This is a genomic window from Micropruina sp., from assembly GCF_047606665.1.
Lineage (GTDB): Bacteria > Actinomycetota > Actinomycetes > Propionibacteriales > Propionibacteriaceae > Micropruina.
This window is the reverse complement of sequence record NZ_JASGEF010000022.1, coordinates 12,246-30,833: the sequence shown is the minus strand read 5'-3', so window position 1 is coordinate 30,833 and position 18,588 is coordinate 12,246. Positions and strand designations below refer to the sequence as shown.

At 68.5% G+C, this 18,588-nt stretch carries 22 protein-coding genes and 1 tRNA gene; 15 read left to right on the top strand and 8 right to left on the bottom strand.

The features are described 5' to 3' along the window. Positions 1-731 (bottom strand): IS3 family transposase (locus QM619_RS05550; protein ID WP_415105149.1); only part of this gene is annotated, 731 nt, incomplete at its 3' end. Continuing rightward, positions 728-1,024: a transposase gene (locus QM619_RS05545; RefSeq protein ID WP_415105147.1), complete on the bottom strand. Its 297-nt coding sequence runs from the start codon at positions 1,022-1,024 to the stop codon at positions 728-730. The genes QM619_RS05550 and QM619_RS05545, both read right to left, overlap by 4 nt. A gap of 576 nt (positions 1,025-1,600) precedes the next feature. Between QM619_RS05545 and rph the strand changes: the two genes are divergently transcribed. The 10 genes from rph to QM619_RS05495 all read left to right on the top strand — a co-directional run bounded on the left by rph (position 1,601) and on the right by QM619_RS05495 (position 7,958). Continuing rightward, positions 1,601-2,326, top strand: a complete 726-nt coding sequence (gene rph, locus QM619_RS05540) for a ribonuclease PH (RefSeq protein ID WP_415105145.1) — start codon at positions 1,601-1,603, stop codon at positions 2,324-2,326. Then, positions 2,323-2,952: an RdgB/HAM1 family non-canonical purine NTP pyrophosphatase gene (gene rdgB / locus QM619_RS05535; protein ID WP_415105143.1), complete on the top strand. Its 630-nt coding sequence runs from the start codon at positions 2,323-2,325 to the stop codon at positions 2,950-2,952. The genes rph and rdgB overlap by 4 nt, the downstream gene beginning before the upstream one ends. 2 nt (positions 2,953-2,954) lie before the next feature. Next, positions 2,955-3,749, top strand: a complete 795-nt coding sequence (locus tag QM619_RS05530) for a thymidylate synthase (RefSeq protein ID WP_415105141.1) — start codon at positions 2,955-2,957, stop codon at positions 3,747-3,749. A 7-nt stretch (positions 3,750-3,756) separates the two neighbouring features. After that, positions 3,757-4,575, top strand: a complete 819-nt coding sequence (locus tag QM619_RS05525; protein WP_415105139.1) for an alpha/beta fold hydrolase — start codon at positions 3,757-3,759, stop codon at positions 4,573-4,575. Beyond that, the gene (locus tag QM619_RS05520) at positions 4,572-5,273 is read left to right on the top strand and encodes an esterase/lipase family protein (RefSeq protein ID WP_415105137.1); all 702 of its coding nucleotides are present in this window, start codon (positions 4,572-4,574) and stop codon (positions 5,271-5,273) included. Before QM619_RS05525 ends, QM619_RS05520 begins: the two co-directional genes overlap by 4 nt. Before the next feature lie 22 nt (positions 5,274-5,295). Continuing rightward, complete coding sequence (locus QM619_RS05515) at positions 5,296-5,802, top strand: dihydrofolate reductase (protein WP_415105135.1); 507 nt, start codon at positions 5,296-5,298, stop codon at positions 5,800-5,802. Positions 5,803-5,804: 2 nt separating this feature from the next. After that, a complete protein-coding gene (locus tag QM619_RS05510; protein WP_415105133.1) occupies positions 5,805-7,202 on the top strand; it encodes a DNA polymerase IV in 1,398 nt (465 codons plus the stop codon). A gap of 32 nt (positions 7,203-7,234) precedes the next feature. After that, positions 7,235-7,316 (top strand) — tRNA-Leu (locus QM619_RS05505). Positions 7,317-7,359: 43 nt separating this feature from the next. Next, positions 7,360-7,587, top strand: a complete 228-nt coding sequence (locus tag QM619_RS05500) for a DUF433 domain-containing protein (RefSeq protein ID WP_415105131.1) — start codon at positions 7,360-7,362, stop codon at positions 7,585-7,587. A gap of 5 nt (positions 7,588-7,592) precedes the next feature. Beyond that, on the top strand, positions 7,593-7,958 hold the full coding sequence (locus QM619_RS05495) for a DUF5615 family PIN-like protein (RefSeq protein WP_415105129.1): 366 nt from the start codon (positions 7,593-7,595) through the stop codon (positions 7,956-7,958). A gap of 86 nt (positions 7,959-8,044) precedes the next feature. On the opposite strand, the gene QM619_RS05490 is transcribed toward QM619_RS05495, so the two are convergent. The 5 genes from QM619_RS05490 to mgrA all read right to left on the bottom strand — a co-directional run bounded on the left by QM619_RS05490 (position 8,045) and on the right by mgrA (position 11,936). Further along, on the bottom strand, positions 8,045-8,347 hold the full coding sequence (locus QM619_RS05490) for a hypothetical protein (RefSeq protein WP_415105127.1): 303 nt from the start codon (positions 8,345-8,347) through the stop codon (positions 8,045-8,047). An 879-nt stretch (positions 8,348-9,226) separates the two neighbouring features. Next, positions 9,227-9,637 (bottom strand): type II toxin-antitoxin system VapC family toxin, encoded by a 411-nt coding sequence (locus QM619_RS05485; RefSeq protein ID WP_415105125.1) that lies wholly within the window; start codon positions 9,635-9,637, stop codon positions 9,227-9,229. Positions 9,638-9,639: 2 nt separating this feature from the next. Beyond that, the gene (locus tag QM619_RS05480; protein ID WP_415105123.1) at positions 9,640-9,882 is read right to left on the bottom strand and encodes a type II toxin-antitoxin system Phd/YefM family antitoxin; all 243 of its coding nucleotides are present in this window, start codon (positions 9,880-9,882) and stop codon (positions 9,640-9,642) included. 96 nt (positions 9,883-9,978) lie between these two features. After that, a complete protein-coding gene (locus QM619_RS05475; protein ID WP_415105121.1) occupies positions 9,979-10,821 on the bottom strand; it encodes a 5'-nucleotidase, lipoprotein e(P4) family in 843 nt (280 codons plus the stop codon). Positions 10,822-10,895: 74 nt separating this feature from the next. After that, positions 10,896-11,936 (bottom strand): L-glyceraldehyde 3-phosphate reductase, encoded by a 1,041-nt coding sequence (gene mgrA, locus QM619_RS05470; protein WP_415105119.1) that lies wholly within the window; start codon positions 11,934-11,936, stop codon positions 10,896-10,898. A 340-nt stretch (positions 11,937-12,276) separates the two neighbouring features. Here mgrA and QM619_RS05465 point away from each other — a divergent pair, with 340 nt between their 5' ends. The 5 genes from QM619_RS05465 to QM619_RS05445 all read left to right on the top strand — a co-directional run bounded on the left by QM619_RS05465 (position 12,277) and on the right by QM619_RS05445 (position 17,980). Then, positions 12,277-13,314, top strand: coding sequence for a permease (locus QM619_RS05465; RefSeq protein WP_415105117.1), 1,038 nt, complete (start codon positions 12,277-12,279; stop codon positions 13,312-13,314). Continuing rightward, positions 13,304-14,047, top strand: coding sequence for a TIGR03943 family putative permease subunit (locus tag QM619_RS05460; protein WP_415105115.1), 744 nt, complete (start codon positions 13,304-13,306; stop codon positions 14,045-14,047). Before QM619_RS05465 ends, QM619_RS05460 begins: the two co-directional genes overlap by 11 nt. 11 nt (positions 14,048-14,058) lie before the next feature. After that, positions 14,059-15,438: a hypothetical protein gene (locus QM619_RS05455; protein ID WP_415105113.1), complete on the top strand. Its 1,380-nt coding sequence runs from the start codon at positions 14,059-14,061 to the stop codon at positions 15,436-15,438. A 77-nt stretch (positions 15,439-15,515) separates the two neighbouring features. Next, positions 15,516-15,935 (top strand): MarR family winged helix-turn-helix transcriptional regulator, encoded by a 420-nt coding sequence (locus tag QM619_RS05450; protein WP_415105111.1) that lies wholly within the window; start codon positions 15,516-15,518, stop codon positions 15,933-15,935. After that, positions 15,935-17,980 (top strand): MDR family MFS transporter, encoded by a 2,046-nt coding sequence (locus tag QM619_RS05445; protein ID WP_415105109.1) that lies wholly within the window; start codon positions 15,935-15,937, stop codon positions 17,978-17,980. Before QM619_RS05450 ends, QM619_RS05445 begins: the two co-directional genes overlap by 1 nt. A 19-nt stretch (positions 17,981-17,999) precedes the next feature. Here the strand turns inward: QM619_RS05445 and QM619_RS05440 are convergent, their stop codons facing one another. Next, positions 18,000-18,488, bottom strand: a complete 489-nt coding sequence (locus QM619_RS05440; protein ID WP_415105107.1) for a peroxiredoxin — start codon at positions 18,486-18,488, stop codon at positions 18,000-18,002. Positions 18,489-18,588: the final 100 nt, after the last annotated feature.

Sequence of the window (18,588 nt, the reverse complement as noted above, 5' to 3'; positions counted from 1 at the left end):
CCGTTCGTCGATTCGGCGAGCGCGTTGTCGTAACAGCTTCCGGTCCGGCCAACGGAACGTCGGAGACCGAGTTGCTCGAGAACATCCGCGTATTCAGCGGATGTGTAGTTGCTGCCGCGGTCGGAATGAAAAATGGCGTCAGGAGGGATGGTGAGTTTCCGGGCGGCCATGCGGATCGCGGCAGTGATCAACGGTGTTTTGTAGTTGTCATCCATCGCCCAGCCGACGATCGCCCGCGAGTAGCAGTCGATCACCAGGGCGACATACAACCAACCCTGCGCGGTGGGCACATACGTGATGTCACCGACCAGCTTGGCGCCAGGGACCTCGCTGGTGAAGTCACGGCCGACCAGGTCGGGGATGTCAGCCACCTGCGCGGCCTGCCGGGTGGTGCAACGCCGCTTCGAGCGGGGCTGGCAGCCGGCCAGGCCCTGCTCGACCATGATGGAACGGACCGTGTCAGGGTGGCAGTGCCGGCCAGCCCGTGCGAGTTGGGCATGGATCCGCCGGTAGCCGTAGGTGCCATCACTGGCCTTATGCAAGTCGGCGATGATCGCACCGAGCTCGTCACGCCACCGCTGCGTCGCCGAGGCAGGCCGAGACGCCCACTCGTAGAATCCTGACCGTGACACACCCAGCCAGGCACACATCTGCCGGATCTGGTAACGCGGTGTGCCGTCATCGTTCCTGGTCGCCTTCTCCGCGTCGATGAACCCGTACTTGGCGCTCACCGGTACTCCTTCGCGAAGAAGGCCGCTGCTTTTCCCAAGAACTCACGCTCCAACTTCAACTCACGAACCTCACGCTCCAACTCGGCCAGCCGGGCACGCTCCGACACACTCAACGGCGGCTCGGTCTGCGGATTATCCACCAGATACTTCTTCACCCAGTTCCGCAACGTTTCCGTCCCGACCCCGTTCTCCCGCGCCACCTGCGACACGGTCTTACGATCCCGCTGCTCCAGAAACGCCTCGACCAACTGCTTCTTGAACTCCGGGCTGAACCTGCCCCGCTTACTCGACATAATCATGATCCTTTCCTGGGTCAATCCTATTGGATCCCAAGTCCGGAAGAAATAAGGCACCCCAGCAGGAGCACGGGCAACTTCCCCAACCTGTCCAGGGGCCGGGTTGTCTCGTGCATGGCGCGACTCGGGAAACCCACCGCGTCCGCCTTGGACTGACTCTATCGTCAACGCCACACCTGATCGTGCTGAAGCGGCAACCAAGGCCTGAGGCAACGACATGCGTCACCGGACATTCACCCCTGTGGCGATAACCCGTCCAAGCGGATGCTCTGGCTAGTTGACGCGAAACCCGTGGTGCCTCACTGTCAAGTCCCCGTGAGAGCGGGGATGGTCCCGGTTCCAGCCTGTGATCTCGACCACCTGGTCCAGGATCCGGCCCTTGTCCTTCTTCGACGCCGCCGCATACGCCACCGCGTACTCCTTCGTGACCTCAACCCTCGCCGACAACGACAGATCCCTTCGCACTCACACTCCATCGTGGCCACCCACCCGTTCACGGGAACTGTGACTCGGTCGCACCCCTCGATCCTGACTCGCTTTGACACCGTCCCGGCCGCCGGATGGGATGGTCCCATGACCTACACCCGCACCGACGGACGCCTCCCCGACCAGCTGCGCCCCGTGACCATCACCCGCAACTGGCTCGATCACGCCGAGGGGTCGGTGCTGGTCGAGTTCGGACGCACCCGTGTGCTGGTGGCGGCGTCGGTGACCCAGGGGGTGCCGCGCTGGCGGCAGGGCTCCGGCCTGGGCTGGGTGACCAGCGAGTACGCGATGCTGCCGCGGGCCACCCACAGCCGCAGCGATCGCGAGTCGGTGAAGGGCAAGATCGGCGGCCGCACCCACGAGATCTCCCGGCTGATCGGACGCTCGCTGCGGGCCGTGATCGACTACAAGGCGCTCGGCGAGAACACCATCGTGCTCGATTGCGACGTGCTGCAGGCCGACGGCGGCACCCGCACCGCTGCGATCACCGGCGCCTATGTGGCGCTCGCCGACGCGGTCAGCTGGCTGCGCGAGCGCAAGGCGCTGGCCGGTGAGCCGCTGACCGGATCGGTGGCCGCGGTCTCGGTCGGTGTGGTCAAGGACACCCCGCTGCTCGACCTCGCTTATGTCGAGGACTCGGCCGCCGCGGTCGACCTGAACGTGGTCACCACTGGCAACGGCGCCTTCATCGAGGTGCAGGGCACCGCCGAGGGCAGGCCGTTCGACCGCGCCATGCTGGACGCCCTGCTCGACCTCGGCGTCGCCGGCACCGCCGAACTCACCGTGCTGCAACAGCAGGCCCTGGCCCGATGACGACGCCGACGAAGCTGGTTCTGGCAACGCACAACGCCAAGAAGCTGGCCGAGCTGCGCAGGCTCGCCGCCGACCAGAACCTGCCCTTCGAGATCGTCGGTCTGGACGATGTCACCGCCTACCCGGAGCCGGCCGAGACCGAACGCAGCTTCGAGGGCAACGCGCTGCTCAAGGCGCGGGCCTGCGTGGCCGCCACCGGGCTCCCGGCGCTGGCCGACGACTCCGGCATCGCCGTCGATCTGCTGAACGGCATGCCCGGCGTCCGCTCCGCGCGCTGGGCGGGCGCGGGTGCCACCGATCAGGCCAACCTCGACCTGCTGATCGCCCAGCTGGCCGACACCGACCCGGCCGAGCGCACCGCCCGCTTCGTCTGCGCCGTCGCCTACGTCGCTCCCGACGGCACCGAGCACGTGCTGCGCGAGACCATGGAGGGCACCCTGGTGTCGGAACCCCGGGGCGGCAACGGCTTCGGTTACGATCCGATCTTCGTGGCTGAGGGACACACCCGCACCAACGCCGAGCTGTCCCCGGCCGAGAAGGATGCGATCAGCCACCGCGGCAAGGCCGTCCGGGCCATGCTGACCTGGCTGGTCGACCAGCGGCCGGCGGAACGCCAAGAGGGGTAGCGATGCAGCAGTACCTGGACCTGCTTCGGCTGGTGCGCGACACCGGGGTGACCAAGGCCGACCGGACCGGCACCGGCACCCGCAGCATCTTCGGTCACCAGTTGCGCTTCGACCTGCGCCAGGGCTTCCCGCTGCTCACCACCAAGCGGGTGCACACCCGGTCGGTGTTCGGCGAGCTGCTGTGGTTCCTGCGCGGCGACACCAACCTGGCCTGGCTGCACGCCAACGGCATCACCATCTGGGACGAGTGGGCGGACGCCAACGGCGACCTGGGCCCGGTCTACGGCCACCAGTGGCGCTCCTGGCCCACCCCGGACGGACGCCACATCGACCAGCTGGCCAAGGTGATCGAGTCGATCAAGGCCAACCCGGATTCCCGCCGGCATATCGTCTCGGCCTGGAACGTGGCTGACGTGGACGCCATGGCGCTGCCGCCGTGCCATGCGCTGTTCCAGTTCTACGTCGCCGACGGACGGCTCTCCTGCCAGCTGTACCAGCGCTCGGCCGACATCTTCCTCGGGGTGCCGTTCAACATCGCCTCGTACGCGCTGCTCACCCACATGGTGGCGCAGGTGACCGGTCTCGAGGTGGGCGACTTCGTGCACACCTTCGGCGATGCGCACCTCTACCTGAACCACCTGGAGCAGGCCGATCTGCAGCTGAGCCGCGAACCGCGTCCGCTGCCCACGCTGCGGCTCAACCCGGAGGTCACCGCCATCGACGCGTTCACCCTGGCCGACATCGAGGTGCTCGGCTACGACCCGCACCCCGGTATCAAGGCGCCGATAGCGGTCTGAGGCTCTGATGGCGCGGCGACGGTTCCTGCTGGGTCGGCGCACGTCCGCCCTGGAGCGGCTCACCGTGCACGAGTTCCAGTACGGCGACGCACGGGTCCGGGTCTACGAGGAGTGGACGATGCGGCCCGAACTGGCCGAGTCGCCGGACGTCCCGACCTTCGCATTGGTTCACGGGCTAGGGGTTTCGTCGCGGTTCTTCGTCCCACTGGCGGACGAGCTGGCGCCGTACGGACGGGTGCTGCTGTTCGACCTGCCCGGTTTCCACGACCTGCCCAAGCCTCGGCACCGGATGTCGATCGTGGACTTCGCCGACGTGGTGAAACGGGCGCTGGACGACCTGGAGGTGGTCGATCCGCTGCTGGTCGGGCACTCGATGGGCGCCCAGGTGGTTGCCGAGATCCTCGCCCAGTACCCGTCCTACAGCAGTGCGGCCATGCTGGCCGGACCGGTCGTGGTGACCGCCGACCGGACGGTGCCGGTGATCATCGGGCGCTTCCTACGGGCCTCGGTCTACGAGCCGCCGGGCAATACCGTGACCGCTCTCGGCTCCTACCTGCGGGCCGGCGTCCGCTGGATCGGCGACACCATGCCGAAGGTGGTCGCCTACCCGATCGAGCAGCGGCTGCCGCTGACCAAAGCCCGGTTGCTGCTGGTCAGCGGCGAGCACGACCTGGTCAGCCCGCCGGAATGGCGCGAGCAGCTGGCCGCACTGGTCCCGGGGGCGCGAGTGGTGACCGTTCCGGGCACCGCGCACGGGCTGGTGCACGACAGCTACCGGGAGGTGGCTGATGAACTCCTCGGCCTGGCCGGCATCGGCACCGGATGAGTCGAGTTCTCAACGGACTGGCCGATTGGGCCTACGGGATCGGCTGGTGGCTGCGGGCTCTCAGCCGCTCCGGGGCCCCGGACGCCTTCAGCCAGGCCGGCCCCGACCCGTCCCACCACACCCCGGTGGTGCTGCTGCCGGGCATCTGGGAACGCTGGCCCTACCTGGTGCCGCTGGCCCGGTCGCTGAACGCGGCGGGGCATCCGGTGCACCTGATCCCGACTCTGGGCGCCAACGGTTCGCCCTTGTCGAACGCGGAACGGATCGTCGCCGACTACCTGATCGGGCGGAGGCTGCAGGGAGTGGTTCTGGTCGCCCACTCCAAGGGCGGGCTGATCGGCAAGCTGGTGATGCTCGACCCGGCCGTCGCCGACCGGGTGCGCGGCATGGTGGCGCTGAGCACGCCGTTCGGCGGCTCGTCGCTGTCCTGGCCGATCTTGGGACGCACCCCGCTGGGTGTCTTCGCGCCGCGCGGGCGGGCGATCACGGAACTGGCGGCGCAACGGGAGGTGAACGCCCGAATCATCTCGCTGCAGCCCACCCACGACCAGGTGATCCCCGAAGGCAGCAGGCTGGAGGGTGCCCGCAACGTCACCCTGGAGGCGTCCGGTCATTTCCGGCCACTGCGTGACGTCCGGGTGCACCGGGTGATCCATCAGCTGCTGCACGAGCTGGAGCGGATGCCGTTCGCTGGTTGAGCAGGTCGATAGGCTCGGCGCCGTGCGGATCATTGGCATCGCGATCGTCGGCTCCAACGGTGTGATCGGGGACGGCCAGCGCCAGCCCTTCGAGATCGCCGAGGACTGGGCGCGGTACAAGCGGGTCACCCAGGGCCACCCGATGATCATGGGACGCGGCACCCACGACGCGATCGGACGCTGGCTGCCGGGGCGCACCACCATCGTGGTGACCAGCGATCCGGGACGCATCGATCTGCCCAGCGACGGACGCGCCGTCGGCTATGCGGTCGCTTCGCTGGACGAGGCGCTGGACCTGGCCCGGTCGCTGGACGACGAGATCTACGTCGCCGGCGGCGGCACCATCTACCGCCAGGCCTGGCCGGAACTCACCGAACTCGACCTGACCGAGGTGGACGCCGCCGCGGAGGGCACCGTGTTCTTCCCGGAGGTCGATCCTCGCCAATGGCAGGAGGTCAGCCGGGAGCAGCGCGACGGCTTCGCCTTCGTCCGCTACCTGCGGCGTGCCGAGCCGCTGACTGCCGGGTAGGCGTGCGCACCACCGCGTCGGTCCTGCACCTCGACCTGGACGCCTTCTTCGCCGCCGTCGAGCAGCGGGACAAGCCGTCGCTGCGCGGCAAACCGGTGATCGTCGGCGGCGTCGGGCAGCGCGGAGTGGTGGCGACGGCGTCCTACGAGGCACGGGTGTTCGGGGTGCATTCGGCGATGCCGATGCACGAGGCGCGGCGGCGTTGCCCGCACGCGGCGTTCCTGTCCGGTCGGTTCGGGGCGTATCGCGAGGCGTCCGGGATCGTGATGGGGTTGCTGCGGGAGTTGTCGCCGCTGGTGGAGCCGCTCAGCCTGGACGAGGCGTTCGTCGACCTGGCGGTGGGGGAGCGGTCGCTGCAACCCGAGGCGGTCCTGGCCGAGGTGACCGAGCTGCGGGCCCGGCTCACCGACGAGACCGGCGGGCTCACCGCGTCCGTGGGAATCGGATCGTCGAAGTTCATCGCCAAGGTGGCCAGCGAACTCGCCAAGCCGGACGGCGTCCGGCTGGTCGCGCCCGGCACCGAGGTGGAGACCATCGCGCCGCTGCCGGCACGGGCCATCCCGGGGGTGGGTCCGGTCACCATGGAGAAGCTGGCCCGGCTCGGCGTCAGCACCGTCGCCGACCTGCAGCGCCTCTCGGCCCGGGAGCTGCTGCGCGAGTTGGGCCGAGCGCAGGGGGAGTGGATCGGCGCGTTGGCGTTCGCCCGCGACGATCGTGGCGTGGAGCCCGACCGGGAGACCAAGTCGATCTCGGTGGAGGACACCTTCGCGACCGACGTCACCGACCGCGCCCAACTGGACGCCATCATCGCACGGGACGCCGGCACGGTCGCGCGACGGCTCTCCGCCGCGCACCTGTTCGCCCGCACCATCACGATCAAGGCCCGCTACCCGGACTTCACCACGCTGTCCCGCTCCCGCACCCTGGACGGCGCCACCGACGACCCCGAGGTGATCACCACCGTGGCCCGCGCCCTGCTCGACGGCGTGGACGTCCCCCGCGGCCTCCGGCTGTTCGGCGTCGGTGTCGCCGGCCTCACCGAGATCGCCCAAGAAGCCCTGTTCGGACCGTCGCTGGTCGAGCCCTCTACTTCGCTGGTCGAGCCTGTCGAGACCCGCGCGGCACCGTCGGTCGAGCTTGTCGAGACCCCCGCCGACGACCCCCCGCCACCGTCATCCCGGCGGACGCCGGGATCTCCCAGCGAGCGCGACGCAATCCACGCGCGCGCCGCCGCCTACCGCCCCGGCGCGGACGTCGTCCACGACGACCACGGACCGGGCTGGGTCTGGGGATCGGGACTGGGCCGGGTCACCGTCCGCTTCGAGACTGCGCAGACCGGCCCCGGACCCGTCCGCACCTTCGCCGTCGACGACCCTGCGCTGCGTCCCGCCGGCGACTGAGCGCCCAGCCGGAGCCCTAGACTGAGCCTGCCGCCGGAGTGGTGAAATTGGCAGACACGCAGGATTTAGGTTCCTGTGCCTTCGGGCGTGAGGGTTCAAGTCCCTTCTCCGGCACACCTCTCTCGCCGAGCCGAGTGAGTGGCCGTAGACTCAGGTCATGGCGTTCGAGCGAATTCAGGTCGATCCGCGGAAGATGGGCGGAGTTCCCATCATCCGTGACCTGCGTATGCCGGTCGCGACGATCGTCAACATGGTCGCCGACGGTCGAACCGCCGAGCAGATTCTCGACGACTTTCCTGAACTCGAAGCTGAGGACCTCAAGCAGGCTCTGCAGTTCGCGGCAGCGACTCTGAACGAGCGCCAGGTTCCACTCCTGAGCGCATGAGGCTCTTGATCGACCAGAACCTCTCGCGGAGCTTGCCGAGCCTGCTGGTGGCCGCGGGTTTCGATGTCGCCGACACACGAACCCTCGGCATGCAGCGCTGGACGGACGAGGACATCGCGGACTTCGCAGCCGCCGAGAACCGGATCGTGGTCTCCGCCGACACCGACTTCGGCGCCATCCTGGCCAAGCGCCAGGCTGTGAAGCCTTCGTTCGTGCTGTTGCGGCGGACACAGGGACTGTCACCTGAAGCGGTCGCGGGTTTGCTTGCGATCAATCTTCCCCCGTTCGAAGACGACTTGAACGAAGGCGCGATCCTGGTCGTCACCGACACAGTGATCCGCGCGCGTCGGCTTCCGATCTCACCAGTCTGACCCGCAAAGACGGCGTCGTCAGGGATGTCACAACGACCAGCACGGCTATCTCAACTCGTGAGCAGTAGAACTACTTCATCGGCCGCTCAGGATCGCCCGGACAGGTCTTCGATGGCTGAAACCGCCGCCCGGACGCCGTCCTCGGCAGTGGCGGCGTCGGCTGTAAGTGCCAGAAACGCTCCCCAGAAGCCAAGCGCTACCGCAACAAAGCGTGTTCCACCATGTTGCGCGTCAGCCAGGGAAACGAGCCTGTCCCCGAGCGCAACGGCCGGGTTGACCTCGATGAGCTTTTCCGCGACGCCAAGCCGATCGGTGACGGCGCCGACTGGGCGGCCCCGGGAGTCTTCGAGACCGACGACGAGCTTGAGGACTTCCTCGCCTGGCTTCATGCCGACCGAGCCTCCGGCATCGCCTGACTCCAGTGCGGATCGTCCTCGACACCGATGTGTCGTCGCTGCTGCTCAAGCAGCGCCTGCCGCCCGGCCTGCTTGCCCAGATTGCGCACTCCGAGGCTGCGATCAGCTTCGTGACAGTAGGCGAACTGCGCAAGTGGGCCGTGGTGCGGGACCTCGGATCTCGGCGAAGCGCCGAACTGGAGGCCTGGGTGGCTGCGCTTCGTCTCGTTCGAAGGACTCCAACTGATCACTGCCTGAGTGCCTATCCGCCAGCGACGAGTGCAGTTCCGAGTCTGGTCTCACGGGCCGAGTCTGGTGGGGCCGCCGTGGGCGGGCCGCGCGCCGCGCGTCTGTCCACCGGCCGAATGTTGGCTTGTGGCCGGCTGGCGGCTATTGCGGCCGCGTCCAGGATCTTGGTGTAGTCCGCGGTGGAGGCGGTGGCTGCGGCGTACGCACGCAGCCAGGCGCGCAGTGCGGCTGGACGACGCACCGTGATCCCGTTCTCGGGCCGCGCTCGCTGAACGTCATCGGTCGCATGGTCAGCCGGACAATGCGACCGGCGCCGCTGTGAACCCGGACGCACGGAGCCAGGCCGGCCGCTCCGGCCAGCAGGAAACGTCCGCCCCCAGCTGGCTGCTCGTCCACAGCCATTCGGACGCGGTCCCAAGCAGATGGACGGCTTTCTACTGAGCATTTAGACAGTGCAGTACTGGGCATATCGACAGATCGCCCTGTGGCGTGGCCACGGGAGTCCTTCGCCTCCGACGATGAGCTTGAGGACCTCCTCGCGTGGCCTCCTGCCGACCGCGCTCCCGGCATCGCCTGACTCCGGTGCGGATCGTCCTCGATATGGACGTGCGTCGCCGCCATCGCCTACAACGCCGGAATCAGCAGCGGGACGCCGGCGCTCGTGGCGGCTCTGCTCAGCCTTTCGTCGAGGGTGGCCAGGGGTAGTCCGGTTCGCTCGGCGAGCAGCAGGTAGGACGCGTCGTCCGAACTCAGTTGATGAGTGCGTCCCAGGGCGAGCAGTCCGACCAGGTCGGTGCCGGTGTCGTCGACATCGATGGGAAGCTGAGCCAGCAGTCGCACGAACCGGCTGACCTGGGCCTCGCTGACGCGTCCGCGGCGCTGGGCGACCAGCAGCACGTTCGCCACCTCGAGCGGCCAGATCGCCGGGACGCGCGCCCGTTCGGACCCGAGCCGGTCGAGGACGGCGTCGGTGGCCTCCGTCGCTTCGTCCTCGAAACACCAGGCCATCGTCACGCTGGCGTCCACCACGAACACGGTCAGCGCCGTCCTTCGTCGATCATGGCGCGGATCGAGTCGTCCCCGCGCCGGACGCCCACGCGTGCCGCCCGGAGGGCCGCGATGACGGCCTCCGGACGCTCCGCCTCAGGTGCCACCGGGACGAGTCGGGCGACCGCGCGGCCGTGCTTGGTGATCGTGATCGATTCACCCCGCGCGACCTCGTCCAGCAGGCGCGGCAGGTGCGTTTTGGCCTCGTAGGCGCCGATCTGCTCAGCGGTCATGCAATCAGACTAGTCGTAGACCAGTCGGATTGTCGTCAGCCCGCCGCGGGCCAGCCCGCAGCGTGCTCCCGTCATCGACCGGAGCCGCAGCCGGCCTCAGCTCACCTTCCCCAGCGCTGCCTGCAGCATCGTGGCCCGGTATTCGGCGCTGTCGGCGGGTTCGCTGTCACCGAAGATCGCCTTCAGCCAGTGCCCGTCGGTGTTGTTCGGGAACAGGATGTAGTCGGTGCCGAAGTGCTCGGCGTCCTCCATGGCCAGCTTCTTCCGCTCGGTCACGGAGTTCACGTAGTAGCGCCGGCGGAAGTCGTTCAGGTTGTCGCCGAGGTAGGCGATCACGTCGTACTTCGCGGCGATGGCCTGTTGCGTGGGCTCCTTGTTCGACGACTCGCGCAGCATCGTGACGTGGGCATCGTCGGCGAACGCCAGCCCGGCGTGCTTGAGGTTGGCGACGCCGAGCTTCTGGGTGTCCTCGCCCTGGTCGCGGCTGGACACGTAGAAGACCTCGACGCCGCGCCGCTTCGCGTAGTGGGTGAAGTCGACCGCTCCCGGGGTCGCGGTCGGACCGTTGGCCGCCACCCACTCGTCCCAGAGCGCGTCGTCGAAGGCCTGCTTGCCGGCGGCCAGCAGCAGCGCCCAGTAGCTGTTCGAGTCGAGCACGGTGTCGTCCACGTCGGAGATGAAGGCCAGCTTCTTACGCTTGCCACGACGGGGCGAACGCGCCCCGGCCAGCGCCGCGTCCAACCGCGCCTTCGCCAACTGGAAGCCCTGGATGTACAGCATGTCGCGCTCGGCCGCGGTCTGCCGCCAGGCGACCGCAGCGCTGAAAATGTTCTGGACGTCGTTGGCTTCAGCATTGGCCCGCGGTGCCGCGGCGGCCATCGCCGCCAGGGTTCCGCCGGCCAGGCCGGCCAGCACGCTCCGTCGTTTCAGATCACTCATGACGCCTCCTCGATCGCGTGCCCGGCCAGCGCCGGGCTCAGCGTCGCACGCTAGCAGGGCTGGTCGACAGTCGGTCAGGCCCGGCTCGGACCGTTCCACAGGTTGATCCCACCCTCGACCGCGTGGGCGTCGATGGCGTCCAGCTCGTCCTCGGTGAAATCCAGGTTGGCAACCGCGCCCACGCTGTTCTCCAACTGCTCAACGCTGGACGCCCCGATCAGCGCCGAAGTGACCCGGGCGTCCCGCAGGATCCAGGCCAGCGCCAGTTGCGCCAGGCTCTGCCCACGGGCCTGGGCCAGCTCGTTCAGCGCCCGGATGTGGGTCAGGTTCTGCTCGGTGAGCAGATCGGGTGACAGCGATTTTCCCTGCGAGGCCCGTGAGCCGGACGGAATCCCGCCCAGGTACTTGTCGGTCAGCATCCCCTGCGCCAGCGGCGAGAAGGCGATGCAGCCGACGCCCTCCTCGCCGAGCACATCCAGCAGGTCCTCCTCGATCCAGCGGTTGAGCATCGAATAGGACGGCTGGTGGATCAGCAGCGGCGTGCCCAGGTCGCGCAGGATGGCGATCGCCTCGCGGGTCCGCGTCCCGGAGTAGGACGAGATGCCGACGTAGCGGGCCCTGCCGGAGCGGACCGCCGCGTCCAGCGCCCCCATCGTCTCCTCCAGCGGCGTGTCCGGGTCGAAGCGGTGGTGGTAGAAGATGTCGACGTAGTCCAGCCCCATCCGCTGCAGCGACGCGTCCAGCGAGCCGAGCAGGTACTTGCGGGAGCCGAAGTCGCCGTACGGGCCGGGCCAGAAGTCCCAGCCGGCCTTGGTCGAGATGACCAGCTCGTCGCGGTAGCGGGCGAAGTCCTCCCGCAGGTGGCGTCCGAAGTTGGTCTCGGCCGAGCCGTACGGCGGGCCGTAGTTGTTGGCCAGGTCGAAGTGGGTGATGCCCAGATCGAACGCCCGGCGCAGGATCGAACGCTGCCGGTCGAACGGGACGTCGTCGCCGAAGTTGTGCCACAGGCCCAGGGAGATGGCCGGCAGCAGCAAGCCGCTGCGTCCGGTGCGGCGGTAGGGCATCCGGCCGTCGTAGCGGTCGGCGTCGGGAACGAAGACGGGTTGCAGCGGCATCGGGGCGTCCTTTCGGTCGCGACGATCCTACTGAGCCCGCCCCATCTGGCCGTGCAGCGCGCAGAGAAGCCGAGGGTGCACATATCGCCCTCGCGTCCGGTGTCGTAGCGGTGGTGGCAACTGTCGAAGCCGATGCTGGAACCCCACATCACCGGTGAGTGCCCGCTGATCCGGGATATCGAAGAGATCAGCCGACGGCTGTCCTCGCGCTGTTGAGGGTGGACGAGTTGCTCGACGGAGGCGCCGACCTAGGTGCTCGTGGGCGCCGTACCGTTGCTCGCTGCCATGCGCCAACGGTAGTGCGTAGGGCTCGGCGGTGTAGTTGGGTTACGCTGATCCGATGTCGTCCGAGCTCACGGTGACCCACGAGCGCCCGGTGCGCCGGGATCGGCGTCCAGGGCCGTCGGGGGTCTGGCTGCGAATCCTTATCGGCGTCGCGGCCGTCGCCGTGCTGATCGGCATCCGGGTACTGGTGCAACCCGCCTGGATGGACTGGCTGCCGACGGCGGCGCGTGACTTCTTCACCCTGTCGGTCAGCGTGCTGGTCGAGTCGTTGCCGTTCGTGTTCCTCGGCATCGGCATCTCGATCCTGGTGCAGATCTGGCTCCCGGACCGGATCTGGCAGTGGCTGCCGCGCAACCCGGTGCTGCGGCGCATGGTGCTTTCGGTGCTCGGCGTCGTCTTCCCGGTGTGCGAGTGCGGCAACGTGCCGATGGCCCGCGGCCTGATGATGCGCGGTCTCGGGGTGGGCGAGTCGCTGACCTTCCTGATGGCCGCCCCGATCCTGAACCCGGTCACCATCGTCACCACCTACCAGGCGTTCGGCTTCGATGACGGCATTCTGGCCGGACGCGTGATCGGGGCCTTCCTGATCGCCAACCTGGTCGGCTGGATGTTCTCCCGCCACCCGGACCCCGACCGGTTGCTCACCCCCGGCTTCCGGGCCGCCTGCGAAACCGACCACAGCGAGTCGCAGGGCCGCTGGCGGCGCAGCGCGGACGCCTTCGCCACCGAGACCGCGGCGATGATTCCCGCCCTTGTCGCCGGCTCGTTCATCGCCGGCGCCATTCAGGTCGGCGTCCCGCGGGACTGGCTGATCACCATCGGCGGCAACCCGGTCGTCTCGGTCGGCGTGCTGATGGTGCTGGCCTTCGTGGTGTCGGTCTGCTCGAACGTGGACGCCTTCTTCATCCTCTCGCTGAGCGCCGCCTTCGCGCCCGGCGCGGTCGTCGCCTTCCTGGTCTTCGGCGCGATGATCGACATCAAGATGCTCGCCCTGCTGCGCACCACCTTCACCACCCGTGCCCTGGCCCTGCTGACCGGCCTGGTCGGGCTCACCACCCTCGTGATCGGATTGGGGCTCAACCTTGTCGCATGACCATCACCACAACCACGCCTCGCCTGAGGCCGACAGCGTCCGGGACGGGATCCCCTGGGGCCTGCTGCTCGGCCTGATCGGTGCCGTCGCCATCTGCTGGCTGGGCGCCACCGGACGGCTCAACCTGTACATCCACCCGCGCTACAACCTGTTCACCGTGGTGATGGCCGCGCTCGCGGCGCTGGCCGCTGTCGCGGCCTGGGCGATTCGCGGACGCAGCACCGCCGGCGGCCGGGGCTGGGCCGCCGGGGCGGCAGCGGTAGCCATGGTGGTGGCGCTGTTGATCGTCCCGCCGGCCACGTTGACGTCGGCGTCCGCCCAGCAGCGCTCGTCCAACAGCGGCACCGACACCGACACCACCAGGCTGGCGGGCGCCGATCCGTCGACCTTCAAGCTGCGGGACTGGGCAGTCCTGGTCGGCGACCCGGACAGCGTCGCCAAATACTCCGGACAGCAGGTGAAGCTCACCGGGTTCGTCACGCCCACCGACGACAAGCGGGACGGCATGTTCTACCTGGGCAGGTTCGTGGTGACCTGTTGCACGGTGGACGCGCGTCCGGTGGTGGTGCCCATCGTCACGGCGGACTGGGCCAAGTCGTACAAGCCCGATCACTGGCTGGAGGTGACCGGACGCCTGATGCCGGTCGAGAACGCCCCCGGCGGAGCCGTGCTGGTGGTTCAGCCGTCCGACATCAAGTCCATTCCCACCCCCGACATCCCCTACGAGTACTGAGGGGGAAAAGGGTGACGACAAGGGCAGACGGAGCCCGGTTCTGGCGTTCCAGCCTGATCGTGTGCGCGGTTCTCGCGCTGATCGCGATCGGCCTGGGCGCTGCCGGGGTGGCGCGCCGGCCCGACCTGGTCTCGGCCAGCATCGCGGTCGACCGGGCCGTCGACATCGGCGGCGAGCGTCTGGTGCTGAAGGCCCGGATGCCGTTGGCGCCGGTCGATCCGGCGCAGGTGTCGGTGACCCCGGCGGCATCGTTCACCGTGCAGACCAAGGAGAGCACCGTCACGGTGCGGTTCCTCGGACCGCTGGCCTACGGCACCGAGTACCGGGTGGCGATCGCAGGCGTCCGCAGTCAGTACACCAACACCGTCGCCGATTGGAGCTACACCTTCGGCACCTCGCCGACGACCCTGTACACGTTGATCGCGCACCGCGGTGCGGGGGCCGACGATGACACGGTGGTCAGCAACGGTGACGCCGGCCAGACGCCGCTGTTGGCCGCGTCGGAGATCGAAGACTATGTGGTGACCCGGACGCTGCTGGTCGCTCTCACGCATCCCGATGCCGATTCGTCCGCCCTCGTCGCGGTGAACCGGGAGGACGGCTCCAACGTCGAGGTGAAGGCCCCGGCGGTGGCGTTGCTGACCGGGTTGAGCGCAGCTCCGGACGGCTCCAAATTCGGCTACCTGGCGTCCGGCCAGGACGGTGGGCGGACCTACGAGAGCACGCTGTTCATCGCCGACGCCGACAACCCGGCCGCGCCGCCGGTCGAGGTCACCGCCGGCGACACGCCGCTCGCGGTGCTGGACTGGCTGTTCGTCCCCGGTGCCAACGCGGTCGTCGTGGTGAACGCACAGGAGCAGGCGTTCCTGATCTACCTCGACGGCGACACCCCGCCGGTGCCGCTCGGCAGCCTGGCCCAGCTGGTCCGGTTCCTGCCGGGCAGTTCGACGCTGATGGCCGAGGGTGCCGGCAAGCAGGTTCTGCTCGACCTGGCGACCGGCCTGACCTCGGACATCGAGAACACCCCCGATCCGGACAAGAAGACGTTCGTCGGACGCCGCAGCTTTCTCGCCGTCGGCGACTATCTGGTGGAGTACAACTCGTTCCGCCGGGGCGGCAGCGGACAAGGCGGAGAGTCGACCCGGCTGACCCACGTCACCCGGCAGGGCAGCACTGACCTGCTCACCGTGGAAGAGGACGAGGGGCACCTGCTGAACAGCGGGATCTCGCCGAACGGCCAGTTCGGCTGGGCGGTGGTGCTCGATCCGAAGGCCCCGCTGACTGATCTGTTCTCGGGGGCGTCCGATCACGCCACTACCCTGATCTTCGACCTGGCCACCGGAAAACAGGTGGCCAGCGTGGCCGGTTCGCTGCCGGTCTGGGCGCACTGAGTTCGTACGCCGATTCGCTGAGACATCGACACTCATCGGCACTGGTGCCGCCTCGTTGAAAGTTGTATGGTTGCTGCATGCAACTTTCTCAGGAGTTGGCACGGCTGTTCTCCCTCCTGTGGCGAATCACCAACGACCAGCGGCGCGGCGCGACGCTCGCCCGGCTGGAATACCTGATCCTGGCCCGGCTGTACCGGGACGGCGCGATGCGGGCCGGCGATCTCGCCCATGGCGAGGGGCTCGACCCGTCCACTCTGAGCCGGCGGATCGCTGCGTTGGCAGAACGAGAACTGGTGCTGCGCGTGACCGACCCGGACGACCGGCGCGCTCAGCAGTTGCAGCTCACCGACGCCGGACGGGAGCAGTTCCTGGCCGAGCAGCGCCGCCGGGTAGCGCTGGTGACGGACGCCGTCGCGCACTGGCCGGCGTCCGACCGGGCCAAGCTCGCCCACCTCCTCCACGATCTGAACGACTCCCTGCAGAAGAAGGCCGCCTGATGACCGACCCCGCTCCCGAATCCTTCCGGCTGACGCCTCAGTCACGCCGCATCTTCACCGGGCTGCTGCTGGGGATGCTGGTGGCGTCCGTGTCGCAGACCATCGTCGGGCCCGCGATGCCTCGCATCGTTGCCGAGCTCGGCGGCATGGAGCACTACTCCTGGGTGGCCACCGCGGCGATGCTGGTGTCGGCGATCTCGGTGCCGATCGTCGGCAAGCTCTCCGACCTGTTCGGACGGCGTCCCTTCTACCTGGGTGGCCTGGCCATCTTCATCTTCGGTTCGATCCTGGCCGGCTTCGCCCAGACGTTCTGGTGGCTGGTGGCGGCACGCGCCGTCCAGGGCCTCGGCATGGGCATTCTGATGCCGCTCTCGCAGACCATCGTGGGCGACATCATCCCTCCTCGTCAGCGCGGCAAATACCAGGGCTACATGGGTGTCGTGTTCGGTGTCACCAGCGTGGCCGGGCCGCTGGCCGGTGGCGTGATCACCGACGTCATGGGCTGGCGCTGGCTGTTCTTCGTCGGTGTGCCGATCGGCCTGGTGGCGATCTTCGTGATCGCCCGGTTCCTGGTGCTCGACCATGAACCGCGCAAGGCGGTGATCGACTACTGGGGGATCACCACGATGTCGCTGGGCATCACCGCGACGTTGCTGGCGGCGTCCCTGGGTGGCACCAGCTACCCGTGGAGCTCGCCGTTGATCCTCAGCCTGCTCGGCGGCGGACTGGTGCTGCTGGTGATCTTCGTGTTCATCGAACTGCGCGTGCCCGAGCCGGTGGTGCCGCTGCAGCTGTTCCGTTCGTCGATCTTCACCTTCGCCAACCTGGGCGCCTTCGGCATGTCGATGGTGATGTTCGGCACCATCATCTACGTTCCCGTCTACGCCCAGGGCGTGCTGGCCGTGAACGCGTCCACCTCGGGCCTGATCACGCTGCCCCTGATGCTCGGCCTGGTGTTCGTCGGCATGGGAGCCGGCCTGCTGATCACCCGCACCGGCCGCTACAAGGAAATCATGCTTGTCGGCGCGGTGCTGCTCGGCGTCGGCGCCGTGGTACTGGCGCGGCTCAGCGCCACCTCCTCGGTGTGGGAGGTGATCGCCGGTGTCGGACTGATCGGCGTCGGTCTCGGCGCGCTCTCCCAGCAGTACACGCTGGTGGTGCAGAACGCCGTCCCGCGGCGCGATCTGGGGGTGGCGACCGCCGCGCTGCAGTTCTTCCGCAACGTTGGCGCCACCATCGGCACCGCGGTCTTCGGGACGGTGCTGAGCGCCGGACTCGATTCGGCGATCTTCGCCAATCTGCCGGCCGACGTGGCCAAGACGATGCCGCACGGCACCATCAACGCGGGCTCCGTTCTCGATCCGGCGGTGGTCGGACGCCTGGCGCCCGAGGTGATCGCGGCCGTCCGGATCGCACTGGCGCAGCAGATCGCGATGATCTTCATCGTCTGTCTGCCGCTCGTCGCGCTGGTCTTCGTCTGCACCCTGCTGATCAAGCCGACGGAGCTTCGCGGCACCGTCAACAACGCCGACGACGCCGGACGCGAACTGCTGGACACCTTGTCGCAGCAGGCCGGCGACGCGGTGCCGGTGCTGTCCGGGCCAGGAACGGGCGAGCGCACCAGAGAACGGCTGCTCGGGCTGCAACTGGCGATCGTCGCCGAGAGCGCGTCGCGGGACGACCGGCCACTGCTCAAGCGGGCGGTCGCCGAACTCGGATCGGGCGACTTCTCCTGGGGGCTCACCCTGCTGCACTGCACCGCCGAGATGCTCACCTCCGACGATCCGGACGTCGCCGCCGGAGCCGAGAAATACGCCTGCGAACTGGTTGACCGGGTCACCGCGTCCGGGGCGTCGATGAGCGAGGAGCTTCGCCTTCAGGTCGCCCTCGCCGCGGCCCGCTCACCGCGTCGGGCAATCCTGGACGAGGTGGAAAAGCCGATAGCCGAGCGGCACGAGGCGGTGGACATCGGGAAGCTGCGCGGCGCCGCGAACGAGTTGATGGCGGCGCTGATCGCCGACATCGCCGTCGATCGACGGGGGTAGCGCCGCTCAGTCGACGGTGTCAGTCGAGCGCCGGGATCTTCAGCTCCCGGCGCAGCTTCGCGACGTGACCGGTGGCCTTGACGTTGTACTGCGCGACATCGATGTGGCCGACGCCCGCGTCGTCCACGCTCACCACGAAGGTGGAACGGATGACGCCCTCGATCTCTTTGCCGTAGAGCACCTTGCGGCCGAACGCCCCGTAGGCCTTGAGGATCTCCTTGTCCGGGTCGGCCAGCAGCGGGAAGGCCAGTGCCTGCTGCTGCCGGAACTTCGCAAGCTTCTCGACGCTGTCCGGCGAGATGCCGACGACGTCGAAGCCGGCGGCCGCGATCTCGGCCAGTGCGGCGGAGAAATCCACCGCCTGTGTGGTGCAGCCGGGGGTCATGGCGGCCGGGTAGAAGTAGACGATGACGCGGCGTCCGGCGTAGTCGGAGAGCGAAACGGGGGCGCCGTCCGGGTCGGGCAGGGTGAACGCGGGGGCGACGTCGCCCACTGAGAGCTTCGGCATGGGCACACTCTAGTGAACCGTCGCCGCGATGGCTCGAGCTTGCCGACACCCGGAAGCTTCAGCCTGTCGGGGGTGCCTGCGCCGAGGTCCGAGGCATAGG

Coding starts and splice junctions, on each gene's coding strand:
- QM619_RS05545 (WP_415105147.1), bottom strand. CDS start 1,024: ATGTCGAGTAAGCGGGGCAGGTTCAGCCCGGAGTTCAAGAAGCAGTTG.
- rph (WP_415105145.1), top strand. CDS start 1,601: ATGACCTACACCCGCACCGACGGACGCCTCCCCGACCAGCTGCGCCCC.
- rdgB (WP_415105143.1), top strand. CDS start 2,323: ATGACGACGCCGACGAAGCTGGTTCTGGCAACGCACAACGCCAAGAAG.
- QM619_RS05530 (WP_415105141.1), top strand. CDS start 2,955: ATGCAGCAGTACCTGGACCTGCTTCGGCTGGTGCGCGACACCGGGGTG.
- QM619_RS05525 (WP_415105139.1), top strand. CDS start 3,757: ATGGCGCGGCGACGGTTCCTGCTGGGTCGGCGCACGTCCGCCCTGGAG.
- QM619_RS05520 (WP_415105137.1), top strand. CDS start 4,572: ATGAGTCGAGTTCTCAACGGACTGGCCGATTGGGCCTACGGGATCGGC.
- QM619_RS05500 (WP_415105131.1), top strand. CDS start 7,360: ATGGCGTTCGAGCGAATTCAGGTCGATCCGCGGAAGATGGGCGGAGTT.
- QM619_RS05490 (WP_415105127.1), bottom strand. CDS start 8,347: ATGAAGCCAGGCGAGGAAGTCCTCAAGCTCGTCGTCGGTCTCGAAGAC.
- QM619_RS05480 (WP_415105123.1), bottom strand. CDS start 9,882: ATGACCGCTGAGCAGATCGGCGCCTACGAGGCCAAAACGCACCTGCCG.
- QM619_RS05475 (WP_415105121.1), bottom strand. CDS start 10,821: ATGAGTGATCTGAAACGACGGAGCGTGCTGGCCGGCCTGGCCGGCGGA.
- mgrA (WP_415105119.1), bottom strand. CDS start 11,936: ATGCCGCTGCAACCCGTCTTCGTTCCCGACGCCGACCGCTACGACGGC.
- QM619_RS05465 (WP_415105117.1), top strand. CDS start 12,277: ATGTCGTCCGAGCTCACGGTGACCCACGAGCGCCCGGTGCGCCGGGAT.
- QM619_RS05450 (WP_415105111.1), top strand. CDS start 15,516: ATGCAACTTTCTCAGGAGTTGGCACGGCTGTTCTCCCTCCTGTGGCGA.
- QM619_RS05445 (WP_415105109.1), top strand. CDS start 15,935: ATGACCGACCCCGCTCCCGAATCCTTCCGGCTGACGCCTCAGTCACGC.
- QM619_RS05440 (WP_415105107.1), bottom strand. CDS start 18,488: ATGCCGAAGCTCTCAGTGGGCGACGTCGCCCCCGCGTTCACCCTGCCC.